The organism is Bacillus sp. FSL M8-0071 (assembly GCF_037975455.1).
Classification (GTDB): domain Bacteria; phylum Bacillota; class Bacilli; order Bacillales; family Bacillaceae; genus Bacillus; species Bacillus subtilis.
In genome coordinates, this window is sequence record NZ_CP150256.1 from 3,719,858 (window position 1) to 3,732,722 (window position 12,865).

Sequence of the window (12,865 nt, forward strand, 5' to 3'; positions counted from 1 at the left end):
ATGAGTAAAATCCTTGATGTTATTTCCATATACAAACATAACAGGATTCCCGGCAGCCCAGCCATTACCTTGGTAGAAAAAACCCCCTCTTGCAAGGGGGATTTTCACGAGCGTTTCCGATATACAACGTAGCTGCGGGTCAGATACTTGAGCGGCAGACTGAACACATGAACCAATCTTGTAAACGGCCACAGGATAAAAACGACGTAGCCTATCACAATATGAAACTTAAACCATAGCGGGACACTCTCCATCAAAGAGGCGTCAGGCCTGAACAAAACGATTTCCCTGAACCACGGCCCGACTGTGGTCCGGTAATCAAATCCTTTCGAATCAATGTTGAGAAACGTGGCCGCAACGCCTGACAGCATCATAAACAGCAGCAGGAGGAGCGTAAGGATATCGGATGGCGAGCTCGTTTTGCGGATCCTTTTGTCAAACAGCCTTCTGTACGTCAGGATGACAAGTCCGGTACATGCCGCAATGCCCGCCGGCAAGCCAGCGCCAATCGCCATTTTGTGATACATATGCTCTGAAATGCCAAGGGAAGCATACACGCCTTCCGGGATCAGAATCCCCATGACATGCCCGCCGACAACGCACAGCAGTCCCCAGTGAAAAAGTGTGCTGCCCGCGGCGAGTTTTTTCTTTTCTAACATCCCGCTTGATTTCGCCGTCCAGCCAAATTGGTCATGCTGGTAGCGGTAAATATGGCCGCCGATAAAGATTGTCAATACAATGTATGGCATAATACCCCAGAGGATCTGCCCGCTCATGCCTGAACAGCCCCTTCAACGCTTTCACGTACGCCAATGTTTTCAAGCGCGGCCAGCAGCACGTGCAGCAGTTCAGCGTATATACTGTCATTTTTTTCGAGACGGGATGCCAGCTCCCTCACATTGGACAGATATTTCTCAAACACGCTTCTCGCTGCTTCAATTTCTGCAGCCGCAGCAAATTCCAGCATCAGCGGCAGATAATCAGGCAGCTCTTTCTCTGTCGGCAGGAAACCGGATTGCTCGTATGTGTTTTTTAAATGCAGCAATTCAACGCCGCGTTCCCTTTGCTCGCCCGAGTTAAAGTAGGTGACATACATATTTGTTTTTTTCCCAAAGTCGAATGTATAGACATAGTGTTCAATCAGCGCTTCCGGTGAAAAGCTGGCTGACGCTTCGAAAAAGTGCAGCAGCTTCTCCCGGATTTGCCGGTTGCTGATTTCATGGATAAGAGCCTTCCAATCGGGAATCTCGGCTCTCCACTCTTCATCCGGATAAGAGAGAAGAGTGGAAAGAGCGGAGAACGTCATTTGCCGGTCTGTGGTGTTCATCTTGTTACACCTCATTTATCAAAAGTTAGAAACAGGAGCCGGGGCCGCCTGAAAATGATAAGCCGCAGCTCCCTTGTTCAGCATATAAATCTGAAACTTCTTCTCGATGACTGCTCGGTATCACAAAGCGGTCATCATATTTGGCAATCGCAAGCAGCCGATACATATCTTCAATTTGCTGTTCTGTTAAGCCGACACTGGAGATCAGTTCCGGGTCGATTGATTTATTCGTCTGGATCGCTCTCATATACTGGCGCATGACAGACATTTTCTTCAACGTTGACCGAATATGATCCGTATCACCGGCTGTTAACAGCTGCGCCAAATAATCTATCGGGATTCTCATTTGGTCGATAGCCGGAAAAATATCTTCCGCGGATTGCCGGCTGCCTTTTCCTTCAAAGAGATTCATAATCGGGCTGAGCGGCGGAATGTACCACACCATTGGCAGGGTGCGGTACTCTGGATGAAGCGGCAGCGCAATCTTCCAGTCAATGATCATTTTATAAATCGGCGATTGCTGCGCAGCCTCTATCCAATCAGACGGAATGCCTTGTTCTTTTGCCAGCTTGGCAACCTCAGGATCATTTGGGTCAAGAAAAACGTCCAATTGTGAATGGTAGAGATCCTTTTCATTTTCAACAGATGCCGCTTCCTCCACTTTGTCCGCGTCATACAGCATGACGCCGAGGTAGCGGATTCTGCCAACACACGTCTCAGAGCAGATGGTTGGCAGTCCCGCCTCCAAACGCGGAAAGCAGAGTGTGCATTTTTCCGCTTTGTTCGTTTGCCAGTTAAAATAGACTTTTTTATAAGGACAGGATGAGACGCAATATCTCCATGAACGGCATGCGTTTTGATCCACAAGCACAATGCCGTCCTCCTCGCGTTTGTACATGGCGCCGGATGGACAGGATGAGACGCATGCCGGGTTGATGCAGTGCTCGCAAATACGGGGCAAATACATCATAAAGACGTCATCGAATTCTGTTTTGATCGATTCCTCCATCTTTTGTACGTTGGGATCTTCAAGTCCCGTAATGTGGCCGCCTGCGAGATCGTCCTCCCAGTTCGGTCCCCATTCGATATTCATGAAATCCCCCGTCAAGGACGATTTCGGGCGTGCTACCGGCTGGTGTTTTTTCTGCGGGCTGTTCGTTAATGTTTCATAATCATAGTTCCAAGGTTCATAGTAATCATCAATTGACGGCTGATTCGGATTATAGAAAAGGCCTGCAAGCCGATTGGTTTTCGAGCCCGATTTCAGCTCGAGCTTTCCTTTTTTCAATGTCCAGCCGCCTTTATATTTGTCCTGGTCCTCCCATTGCTTCGGGTAGCCGATGCCCGGCTTTGTTTCTACATTATTGAAGTACATATATTCCGCACCGGAACGGTTTGTCCACGTGTTTTTGCAAGTGACGCTGCACGTGTGGCAGCCGATGCATTTATCCAAGTTCATGACCATACCGATTTGCGCTTTAATCTTCAAGCCAATCGACCTCCTTCAGCTTGCGGATGACGACATTCAGGTCGCGCTGATTCCCCGTTGGGCCGTAATAGTTAAAGCCGTAGCTGAGCTGGGCGTAGCCCCCGATCATCTGTGTCGGCTTGACGTGAATCCTTGTCGGGCTGTTATGGGTGCCTCCGCGGTTATTTGTCAGTTTCGTGCCGGGCACGTTGATGTGGCGGTCCTGGGCATGGTGCATAAACGCCATTCCTTTAGGAATCCGATGAGACAAAACGGCTCTCGCGACGACTACGCCATTTCGGTTGAAGCATTCAATCCAATCGTTGTCTTTGATATCCGTATCCTCTGCATCATCTTTATTCATCCATACGGTCGGCCCGCCGCGGAACAGCGTCAGCATCGGCAGGGAATCAAAATACATGCTGTGGACGGACCATTTGTTATGCGGCGTCAAATAATTAAGGACGATTTCTTTTCCCTCTTGATCAGGCCGCTTGCTTAGAAACGGGCGGTGCTGGAGGATCGGTTTAAATGTCGCCATCGTTTCACCGAATTCCATCATCAGTTCATGATCGACATAATAGGATTGTCTGCCTGTCAGTGTCCGCCACGGGATTAATTTTTCAACATTCGTCGTAAACGGCGAATACCTGCGGCCTCCTTTTTCAGAGCCGGTAAATGCCGGAGACGTGATAACCGTTTTCGGCTGGGCTGTAATTTGTTCGAACGTAAAGCATTCTTCCTCGCGCTCTTCCGCCAGGTCTTTCAGCTTCAGGTTTGTGATGTTTTCAAGTGATTCCCATGCTTTTACGGCGACCTTTCCATTCGAAGTGGATGATAGGGTTAAAACCGCTTCTGCCGCCTGCTTTGCTTCACTTATATTTGGACATCCCTTTGCCACGCTGTCTGAGGTGATTTCTCCCAGTCTCTTTTTGAGTGATTCATATTCATCGGCTATTGACCAGCTCATCCCTTTTGTTCCGCTCGGCTTTAAAGCAGCGTTAGGACCGAGTGCGGTCATTTTATGAAAAATGTGTTTGTAATCCCGTTCAACGACTTGGATGTTCGGCATCGTTTTTCCCGGAATGGCTTCACATTCGCCCTTGCTCCAGTCATTGATTTTGCCGAATGGCTGGGCCAATTCCTGCATGGTGTCGTGGAGGAGCGGCGTCGCAACCACTTCTTTCACCGGCTCCATATTGACTTCTTCTGCCAGATCGGAAACGGCTTTTGACAGCGCCTTGAAAATATCCCAGTCTGACTTCGATTCCCACGGAGCTGAGATCGCCGGAGCAAATGGATGAATGAACGGATGCATATCTGTGCTGCTGAGATCGTGTTTTTCATACCATGTCGCCGCCGGCAGCACGATATCGGAATACAGCGCCGTACCGGCCATTCGGAAGTCAAGATTGATTAACAAGTCGAGCTTTCCTTCCGGCGCCTGCTCCCGCCATTTGATTTCTTCAGGGCGGATGCTGTCGCTGTCGTCATTCATCAAACCGTTCGTCGTCCCCAGCAAATGCTTGAGAAAATATTCATGCCCTTTTCCTGAGCTTGAGATCAGATTTGCCCGCCATACAAAGAGATTCCTTGGGAAATTCACTTCATTGTCAGGATCTTCAATCGCGAATTTCAGTTTTTTCTCTTGGAGCTGTGAGGCCACGTACGCACCTACGTCTTCAGGTGTTGCTGCCCCTGCTTTTTCAGCTTCTTTATACAGATCGATGCCATTTTGATTGAAAGTCGGGTAAGACGGAAGCCACCCCAGCCGCGCGGCCAGCACATTGTAATCAGCGTGGTGCTTGTAGCGGGATGAAGCAGCAATCGGTGATGCCAAATCACTGATCGGCTGGTCCTCATAACGCCACTGATCTGTCGCAAAGTAGAAAAATGAGGTGCCATTTTGCAGCTTGGGCACGCCTTCCCAGTCCTTTGCAGTTGCAATCGTCTGCCACCCTTCAGCAGGTCGGAGCTTTTCCTGCCCCACGTAATGGGCCCAGCCTCCGCCGTTTACGCCTTGGGCACCTACAAGTAAAACAAGATTTAACACCGCTCGGTAGATCGTGTCGGAGTTGAACCAGTGGTTAATGCCGGCCCCTACGATAATCATGGACCGGCCGTCTGTATCGATCGCATTTTGGGCAAACTCTCTGGCAATCTTAACGACAGCTTCTTTTTTGATTCCTGTCATTTGTTCCTGCCAGGCAGGCGTAAACGGCTCAGGATCATCATAGGAGACAGCCGATCGTTCGCCGATACCCCGGTTCACGCCGTAGTTAGCCAGTATCAAGTCAAACACGGTCGTGATGTACGTTTCTTCACCGTTCAGGTTCATTTTTTTAATAGGAAGATCCCGCTCGAGCACTTTGTTTCCGTCATTTGAAAAATACGGGATGCGCACCGTGCCGATTTCGTCCTCTATTCCCAGCACAGAGAGACGGGGTTCAATCGGTTCCCCGGTTTCTTCATCAATCATGTGCAGGTTCCATTTCTGCTGCCCGTCCCAGCGCGAGCCCATTGTCCCTTGGGGTATGGCAAATGAACTAGTCTGTTCATCCCAAACCGCAGGCTTCCACTGATCATGCTTTGTCTTCCGCCCGATGTCCTTCGCATGCAGAAACCGTCCCGCTGTGTATACGCCATTTTCTTTTGACAGGGTGACGAGAAATGGAAAATCAGTGTATTGCTTCGCGTACTCAATAAAACGTTCAGTTTCTTGGTTCACGTAAAATTCCTGCAGAATGACGTGACCCATCGCCATCGCAAGCGCCCCGTCAGTCCCTTGGCGAATACTCAGCCAGTCATCCGCGAACTTTGAGGATTCCGCAAAATCCGGACTGATCGAAATGACCTTAGCGCCTTTATAGCGGGCCTCCGCCAAAAAATGCGCGTCAGGCGTTCTCGTTAACGGAACGTTGGAGCCCCATGTGATAATATAGCCGGAATTGTACCAATCACTGCTTTCCGGAACGTCCGTCTGGTCACCCCAAATTTGCGGGGATGCTGGTGGAAGATCCGCATACCAGTCATAAAAACTGAGCATAGGGCCTCCGATTAACGACATAAACCGGGAGCCTGATGCATGGCTGATCATGGACATGGCCGGAATCGGAGAAAAACCGACGTTTCTGTCAGGCCCGTATTTCATCACTGTATACAGCAGAGAGGCTGAAATCAGCTTCAGCACCTCCGGCCATTCAGCACGCACAAAACCGCCTTTCCCTCTCGCCTGTTTATAGGACTTCGCTTTTTCAGGGTTTTCGACGATCGATTTCCAGGCTTCCAATGGATTTTGATGTTCTTGCAGTGCCTCCCGCCATAAATTAATCAGTACACCGCGCACGTATGGATATTTCACACGCAGCGGGCTGTAGATATACCATGAAAAACTGGCCCCCCGCGGGCAGCCTCTCGGTTCAAAATCAGGCATATCCGGGCCTGTTGAAGGATAATTCAAATTTTGCCCTTCCCACGTGACAATTCCGTTTTTCACATAAATATTCCAGCTGCAAGACCCTGTACAGTTAACGCCGTGGGTGGAGCGAACGACTTTGTCGTACTGCCATCTGTTTCTGTATACATTCTCCCAATCGCGATCTTCGCGGGTGGTTTGGCTATGTTTATTTGAATGGTGTTCGATAGGAGAGAAATAATTCAATCTCCTAAACAACGGACTCCTTTTCTTTTTCTTCATGAGAGTTCACTCCTTCCGAGTCAGGTGATGCTAAGTTCACTATAAACAGAGACAGCGTGTTTCCTTGTGAACTATGTCACACACTCTGCTTTTTTCACAAAATGTTCACACAAAGGAGAAGGAAGGCTGCGTTCAGGCAGGACGCTTGGGTTATTAGCTGCCTTTCATTCAAAGATCAAAAAAACCGGCTCTATTTAAGAACCGGGCTCAGCGTTTTCATCCTGTGATGTATGCAGATACCGCAAAAATAATTGATAGGAACAAAAAACATTTTGCTGAAGCATAGCCAAAAAGTTCATTTGCAGCTGCGGATAATAAGACATCATTTTCTTAAATATGTAATATGGGATGTTGAGAATCAGAATGTCTGAAGTGGCATTGACTGAGATAAAGGGCGATAAATAAAGCCCGCCTTTTTCATCAATCGGAAACACATCGCCTTTTTCCCACAGCGCAACGGTTTTCGACCCTTCAGGGAGCCTCGTGTCCATGAAATGGACACTGCCTTTTAATACAATATAAACAGATTGAGAATGAAGAAAAGATGGAGACTGATCACATGAGCCGCGGATAAACGTGCCGTTTTTCAGCAAGGTTTCGACAATGGATAGAGGCACTTCATTAAACATAGGAAGTTGTTTCAGAAATAATAAATAGTCACACTGATTCATAGGAAAACCTCCTGTGCTAAGGATAGCTTTAGTGTAGCTCGACTGAGCCTGTACAGCAGTGATGTATTTCACAGCCTGTATGATGAATGTCACTTATCAGGAGGGTGACTGCATTTATAATGAAAGAAAAAAGGAGGATTTCGATGAAGGCGCTGATTCCGAAGCAGCACGGCGCGTGGGCGATGCTGCTGATCCCATTTTTACTCGGCATGGCCAAGGGAGGCCCCGTTATTTGGCATATTCCGCTCTTCCTAGGCTGGCTTTTCCTATACTTAGCGGTTTATCCCGTTACGCTTGCCTTAAAAAAGAAACAAAGCAAACCATATCAAAAGTGGATGTGTTATTACGGTTTTCCCGCCTGCTGCTTTTTGATGATCTCGGTCTTTCATAAGCCGCCTCTCATCTGGGTGGGCGTTTCTTTACTGCCGCTGTTTCTCATACATATGTATTTTGCCCGCAGAAAAAAAGAACGAGCCCTATTGAATGATGTTGCAGGTGTCTTGTTCTTTTGTTCGGGCGGGTTTGCGAGCTGCTGGCTGGGGATGGGAACCCTCGACGGCTGGGCTTGGTTTATTTTCTTGCAGTCTGCTTTATTTTTTATCGGGAGTTCCTTTTATGTGAAATCGGTGATTCGTGAAAGAAAAAACAGGACATTTGCATACTGGTCATGGGGATATCACCTGCTGCTCCCCTTTTTATCCGCTCTTTTCGGAGCAGGATGGGCGTTTCTCGCTTTTATCCCGAGCAGCTTGCGGGCATGGTTTTTTCATGGAAGGGATTGGCCCGTAAAAACGATTGGCATTCTGGAAATCGTGAATGCCTGTTTCTTTCTTGCCGTCATGTGCCTGTTTATCACAAGGTAAAAAAACAAGGACACCGCTGTCCTTGTTTTTTTCAGTCAATATTGCAAATCTCCAGCGGGCAATTTTCACACTCAATCTCACATCGTAAATAGTCCCGCTTGTGCAAAATAATTTTTCCGGATTCGTCTATCGAAATAACCCCTTTTTTGCGGAGATCTCCGAGCATACGATTGACGCTTTCCCGTGCAGCCGCGCAAAACTTTGCCAAATCCTGATTTGTCAGGACAATGTTAATCAGAATGCCGTCGCTTCGCTCCACTCCGTAGCTGTTTGATAAACGGATAAGGGTGGAATAGAGCGCCCCCTTTTTGCCATGAAGAAGCAGATCCCTGATTTTGGACTGAATCTTCCGGAGGTGCGTGCTCATCCATTTCATGAACTCAAATGTCAAAGCGCCGTTTTGGATTAATTCTTTTTCCAGCTTATTTTTATTAATGACGAGCACCTCGCCATCCTCTAGCACTTTTGCACTGAGCATATACCTCGGTTCTTCAGTGAAAAGTGTTAATTCTCCGACGATATCATGCTTTTGGCAGATTCTAAGCGTCAGGTCTTTTCCGTCAGATGTCAGCTTGCCGATTTCAATGAGTCCTGATTGAATCAGATAAAGCTCTTCTGCATCCATTCCTTCTCGAAACAAATACGTGTGTTTTTCCATTTTTCTTTTCGTGCTGATCGATTCCAGCAGTTCATGCAGATCGCTGGATATAAGATCACTATCAGATGGTCGAACAGAGAGAAAATTCATGAGCTCACCTCGAAGAAAGTCACGTTGTGTGTTTATTGTAACGTGAATTGATTTGTACCCATCGAGAAAAAACTAACAATCTTGTGAATGCCCAGTGTTAGTTGATGCTCTGGCTGTTTCTCTCCGTGTGTGTTTTCATTCTTTCCTGCCAATACATCCATATGACAAGGACAAAACTGGCTAACGCCACCTCTGAAAGCGCCATAAACCCGATCGCGTACTGGCCTGTTGCCTGAAACACACTCGCCAATATGAGCGGAGGAAAAAAGCCGCCTAATCCGCCCATGGCAGACACAATCCCATTGGCAATCCCCGCTTGCTTCGAAAAATAGAAAGGCACCAGTTTAAAAACAGTCCCATTTCCTACGCCTGAGCAGACGGCCACAGTTAATGATCCAAACGTATAAAGGCCGATTGTCGGCGAGAACGATAGGATAATGCCTGATAATGTAAGCCCGGCAAAAACAAACATCAAGATGCGGAGCGGGCTCATTTTATCAGCCAGGAATCCGCCCGCAGGCCTGAGCAGCGTAGAAACCGCAATAAAGCCAGCCGTCCGCAAGCCGGCATCTGCAGGATTCAGCCCAAAATGCTCCACCAGAAAGTTCGGCAGATAGATAGTGAAGGCGACAAAGGCACCGAACGTAATAAAATAAAACAGGCTCAGAAACCATAGCACATGATTTCGGTAAACGGCTTTGATTTGAGTCTTAACAGAAACTTTGACCTTCTTCTCATGCCTGTCGCCAAACAAAACGTGCAGTAAGGCAAAGACAGCCAGCAAAACCAAATACATCTGCACGGTTGATTTCCACCCGACGGCTTGAGCGATAACCGGCGCTGCAAATGTCGTAACGGCTGTCCCGATATTTCCTGCACCGTAAATCCCATTGACGACACCGTGCTTTTCTTTCGGATAATATTTCGGGAGGGAGGTCACCCCAATGGAAAACACCGCTCCCCCGATCCCTAAGAAAAAGCCGCCTGCGATTAAATCAAACAGAGAATCCGCGATACTGATCCAAAATACAGGAAATAAAAGCAGGATGAAGCTGACCATAAACATGAGCCGCGCGCCAAACCTGTTCGTTAAATACCCTAAAGGAATGCGGAGAAGCGACCCGAGGATCACAGGAATCGCGGTCACTAAAGAAATCTCACCCTTGCTTAAATGAATATCTAATGTGATTTGGGAAATGAGTGATGAAATCAGCACCCAAACCATAAACCCTGCCACCAAGCTTAATGACTGTAACGATAATTGAATGTGTTGACGGTTGATCATTTGGCTTGCCCCTTTCAATGATTCAATAATCAGTCTTATCATACAAAAACTCGGCAAACAGGATTGTGAATTACATCACACGTTTTTCTCATAAAAAAAGGACAAAGCCCGAAGACTTTGTCCTTTTGTTCGTGATTACATTTTTTCCGGAGCCGATACGCCGATCAGCTGAAGCGCATTGTTCAGCGTAATTTGCGTTGCCTTCATTAAAGCCAGGCGCGCGCGGCTTTTCTCTTCATTTTCAGGGTCGATGACTTTCTCTGCGTTGTAGAAGCTGTGCAGAGCAGAAGCCAGATCATAAATATAGTTAGTGACACGGTGCGGAATTCGTTTTTCCGCTGCTTCCGCCACTGCCTCTGGGAAGCCGCCGATCGTTTTCAGCAGATCGTATTCTTTTTCTGATTGAATATGGCTGAAATCAAGATCTGCCGCCGGTTTAAGCCCCTGCTCTTCCCCTTGGCGAAGCATGCTGCAAATACGTGCATGCGCGTATTGTGCATAATACACAGGGTTTTCGTTAGATGTTGATACAGCAAGATCTAAGTCAAAATCCATATGGGTGTCTGCACTTCGCATTGCAAAGAAGTAACGCACGGCATCCAAGCCGACTTCTTCAATCAGGTCACGCATCGTTACGGCTTTACCGGTCCGTTTGCTCATTTTCATTTTCTCGCCGTTTTTGTAAAGGTGAACGAGCTGAATGATTTCTACTTCAAGCGTTCCTTTTTCATACCCCAGCGCTTCGATTGCCGCTTTCATACGCGGGATGTAGCCGTGGTGATCGGCGCCCCAAACGTTGATCAGCTTATCAAAGCCGCGGTCAAGCTTGTCCTTATGATACGCGATATCAGGAAGCAGGTACGTGTACGTGCCGTCCTTCTTGATCAATACGCGGTCTTTATCATCGCCGAACGTCGTGGAACGGAACCAAGTCGCGCCGTCTTCTTCATAGACATGGCCTTTTTCGCGGAGCGCTTCAAGCGCCGTGTCGATTTTTCCATTTTGGTACAGTGAAGTTTCGGAATACCACACATCAAACGGCACACGGAAGTTTTCCAAGTCCTTGCGAAGCTTGTCCAGCTCGTATTTCAGGCCGTATTCACGGAAAAACGCGAGGCGTTCACTTTCCTCTTCGTTAACGAAACGGTCACCGTATTCCTCAGCGAGACGCTTTCCGATCGCAATGATATCCTCGCCGCGGTAGCCATCCTCCGGCATCGGTTTTTCCAATCCGAGCGCTTCAAAGTAACGGACTTCAACAGAAAGCGCCAGATTGTTGATTTGGTTTCCCGCATCGTTAATGTAGTATTCGCGGCTTACATCGTAACCCGCTTTTGAAAGCACGTTGCACAAGGAATCGCCGACAGCCGCCCCGCGCGCATGCCCGAGGTGAAGGTCTCCCGTCGGATTCGCTGATACGAATTCTACCTGAACTCGTTCACCGTTTCCGATGTTCGTTTCCCCGTATGCTTCCCCTGCTTCCAGTACAGACGGAATCAGCTTTGTTAAATATTGATTGTTCATATAGAAATTGATAAAACCCGGGCCGGCGATATCCAGTTTTTCAATCGAAGCCTTTCCTTTATCAAAATGAGCGACAATCTCTTCAGCGATTTGACGCGGCGCTTTTTTTGCCACTCTTGCCAGCTGCATCGCCATATTCGTTGAGTAGTCGCCGTGTGTTTTATCTTTCGGTGTTTCTAAAACAACATTGGGAATCTGGCTTTCTTCAGCCAGTCCCGCTTTCAGAACGGCCGCTTTGATTTCTTCTTTCAGCACGTCCTTCATTTGTTCCGCAATGTTCATGCGTGAGTTCCTCCCTCATACGTGATCGTCATATTATGTAAATGCTCCTGCTCGTCTCCGACATGCATGTCATATGCGATGCTGATACGGCCTTTTTCTTCATCGAGATCAGATTGAATCGATTTTGTGCTTGTTTTCAGCTCAAGCTCACCAAATGACATTTTATATTTAGCAATTGTGGAAGCTCCCGTTACGAAACGCTGATTCATTTTGACAGCGCCTGACCTCATGACCAGGACTTCGCCTTCGCTTACTTTCACAATCGTTTTGACTTTGCCTAAGTCGTGTTCTTCATAATAAGATAGATACACTTTATTTTGTTTTACATAGTAAAATCCGGTGGTGCGGAATTCGATGACTTCTTGGTTTCCGTCATCCTCGATCACAGACTTCACATGGAGTGTTATCGGTGTCTCTTGCTTCATTCTGACACGTCCTTTTCATCATTCCACTTTGACTTGAATAGTATAATCATTCGGTTTGTAAACTTCAACTGCTTCTATCTTACCATCATTGCTCATCAGATTTGAAGATAAACCTCATAAAAAGCATTTCCTTATATAGAAGAGAAAATCATATCACTAATTACCTTTAGGAAATGTTACATTTTTCCGAAATCTATCATTTCCTTTTCACATTTTTTTCAAAATATATGTATTGAATTAGTAATTTGATAGTTTTAAGATAAAAGTACAACATAGATCTGCTAGAAAAACAAAAAAAGGGAGGATTCAATTATGAAAAAAGCTGTCATTGTAGAAAACAAAGGTTGTGCAACATGCTCGATCGGAGCCGCTTGTCTAGTGGACGGTCCTATCCCTGATTTTGAAATTGCCGGTGCAACAGGTCTATTCGGTCTATGGGGGTAAGGATCTCCCAAAAGGGCATAGTCATTCTACTATGCCCTTTTTAAGTAAATTACAATTTTTAACTAAAATCTACCTCTTGGATATACATACACAACCGTTTTTCATTTGAATCATATGTATAGGGGATGGTA

12 protein-coding genes are annotated in these 12,865 nt (G+C 47.0%); 3 read left to right on the forward strand and 9 right to left on the reverse strand.

What is annotated here, in order from left to right; all coding sequences use genetic code 11:
• Nucleotides 1-104: 104 nt before the first annotated feature.
• The 5 genes from narI to arfM all read right to left on the reverse strand — a co-directional run bounded on the left by narI (nucleotide 105) and on the right by arfM (nucleotide 7,163).
• Entirely contained in the window at nucleotides 105-776 is a 672-nt protein-coding gene (gene narI / locus MKX71_RS19225) for a respiratory nitrate reductase subunit gamma (protein WP_339231495.1), read from the reverse strand.
• Nucleotides 773-1,327, reverse strand: coding sequence for a nitrate reductase molybdenum cofactor assembly chaperone (gene narJ / locus MKX71_RS19230; RefSeq protein WP_017696266.1), 555 nt, complete (start codon nucleotides 1,325-1,327; stop codon nucleotides 773-775). The genes narI and narJ overlap by 4 nt, the downstream gene beginning before the upstream one ends.
• 25 nt (nucleotides 1,328-1,352) lie before the next feature.
• Nucleotides 1,353-2,816 (reverse strand): nitrate reductase subunit beta, encoded by a 1,464-nt coding sequence (narH, locus tag MKX71_RS19235; RefSeq protein ID WP_041850416.1) that lies wholly within the window; start codon nucleotides 2,814-2,816, stop codon nucleotides 1,353-1,355.
• Entirely contained in the window at nucleotides 2,806-6,492 is a 3,687-nt protein-coding gene (locus tag MKX71_RS19240; protein ID WP_339231496.1) for a nitrate reductase subunit alpha, read from the reverse strand. The genes narH and MKX71_RS19240 overlap by 11 nt, the downstream gene beginning before the upstream one ends.
• Before the next feature lie 194 nt (nucleotides 6,493-6,686).
• Entirely contained in the window at nucleotides 6,687-7,163 is a 477-nt protein-coding gene (arfM, locus tag MKX71_RS19245; protein WP_339231498.1) for a Crp/Fnr family transcriptional regulator ArfM, read from the reverse strand.
• A gap of 143 nt (nucleotides 7,164-7,306) precedes the next feature.
• On the opposite strand from arfM, the gene MKX71_RS19250 reads away from it, so the two are divergent.
• Nucleotides 7,307-8,026 carry a YwiC-like family protein gene (locus tag MKX71_RS19250; RefSeq protein WP_339231499.1) on the forward strand — a complete coding sequence of 240 codons (720 nt, stop codon included), beginning with the start codon at nucleotides 7,307-7,309 and terminating at the stop codon, nucleotides 8,024-8,026.
• A gap of 31 nt (nucleotides 8,027-8,057) precedes the next feature.
• Here the strand turns inward: MKX71_RS19250 and fnr are convergent, their stop codons facing one another.
• From fnr to MKX71_RS19270, 4 genes are all read right to left on the reverse strand, one after another.
• Nucleotides 8,058-8,774 carry a fumarate/nitrate reduction transcriptional regulator Fnr gene (gene fnr / locus MKX71_RS19255; RefSeq protein ID WP_003227573.1) on the reverse strand — a complete coding sequence of 239 codons (717 nt, stop codon included), beginning with the start codon at nucleotides 8,772-8,774 and terminating at the stop codon, nucleotides 8,058-8,060.
• Nucleotides 8,775-8,871: 97 nt separating this feature from the next.
• A complete protein-coding gene (gene narK / locus MKX71_RS19260) occupies nucleotides 8,872-10,059 on the reverse strand; it encodes a nitrate transporter NarK (RefSeq protein WP_015250995.1) in 1,188 nt (395 codons plus the stop codon).
• 135 nt (nucleotides 10,060-10,194) lie between these two features.
• Nucleotides 10,195-11,865: an arginine--tRNA ligase gene (gene argS / locus MKX71_RS19265; protein WP_015250994.1), complete on the reverse strand. Its 1,671-nt coding sequence runs from the start codon at nucleotides 11,863-11,865 to the stop codon at nucleotides 10,195-10,197.
• Nucleotides 11,862-12,290, reverse strand: a complete 429-nt coding sequence (locus MKX71_RS19270) for a DUF1934 domain-containing protein (RefSeq protein WP_003243604.1) — start codon at nucleotides 12,288-12,290, stop codon at nucleotides 11,862-11,864. Before MKX71_RS19270 ends, argS begins: the two co-directional genes overlap by 4 nt.
• Nucleotides 12,291-12,602: 312 nt before the next feature.
• Here MKX71_RS19270 and sboA point away from each other — a divergent pair, with 312 nt between their 5' ends.
• Both sboA and sboX read left to right on the forward strand, forming a co-directional pair.
• Nucleotides 12,603-12,734: a subtilosin A gene (gene sboA, locus MKX71_RS19275; protein ID WP_003222002.1), complete on the forward strand. Its 132-nt coding sequence runs from the start codon at nucleotides 12,603-12,605 to the stop codon at nucleotides 12,732-12,734.
• Nucleotides 12,691-12,843: a bacteriocin-like protein SboX gene (gene sboX / locus MKX71_RS19280; protein WP_010886632.1), complete on the forward strand. Its 153-nt coding sequence runs from the start codon at nucleotides 12,691-12,693 to the stop codon at nucleotides 12,841-12,843. Before sboA ends, sboX begins: the two co-directional genes overlap by 44 nt.
• Nucleotides 12,844-12,865: the final 22 nt, after the last annotated feature.

Coding starts and splice junctions, on each gene's coding strand:
- narI (WP_339231495.1), bottom strand. CDS start 776: ATGAGCGGGCAGATCCTCTGGGGTATTATGCCATACATTGTATTGACA.
- narJ (WP_017696266.1), bottom strand. CDS start 1,327: ATGAACACCACAGACCGGCAAATGACGTTCTCCGCTCTTTCCACTCTT.
- MKX71_RS19240 (WP_339231496.1), bottom strand. CDS start 6,492: ATGAAGAAAAAGAAAAGGAGTCCGTTGTTTAGGAGATTGAATTATTTC.
- arfM (WP_339231498.1), bottom strand. CDS start 7,163: ATGAATCAGTGTGACTATTTATTATTTCTGAAACAACTTCCTATGTTT.
- MKX71_RS19250 (WP_339231499.1), top strand. CDS start 7,307: ATGAAGGCGCTGATTCCGAAGCAGCACGGCGCGTGGGCGATGCTGCTG.
- fnr (WP_003227573.1), bottom strand. CDS start 8,774: ATGAATTTTCTCTCTGTTCGACCATCTGATAGTGATCTTATATCCAGC.
- narK (WP_015250995.1), bottom strand. CDS start 10,059: ATGATCAACCGTCAACACATTCAATTATCGTTACAGTCATTAAGCTTG.
- argS (WP_015250994.1), bottom strand. CDS start 11,865: ATGAACATTGCGGAACAAATGAAGGACGTGCTGAAAGAAGAAATCAAA.
- MKX71_RS19270 (WP_003243604.1), bottom strand. CDS start 12,290: ATGAAGCAAGAGACACCGATAACACTCCATGTGAAGTCTGTGATCGAG.
- sboA (WP_003222002.1), top strand. CDS start 12,603: ATGAAAAAAGCTGTCATTGTAGAAAACAAAGGTTGTGCAACATGCTCG.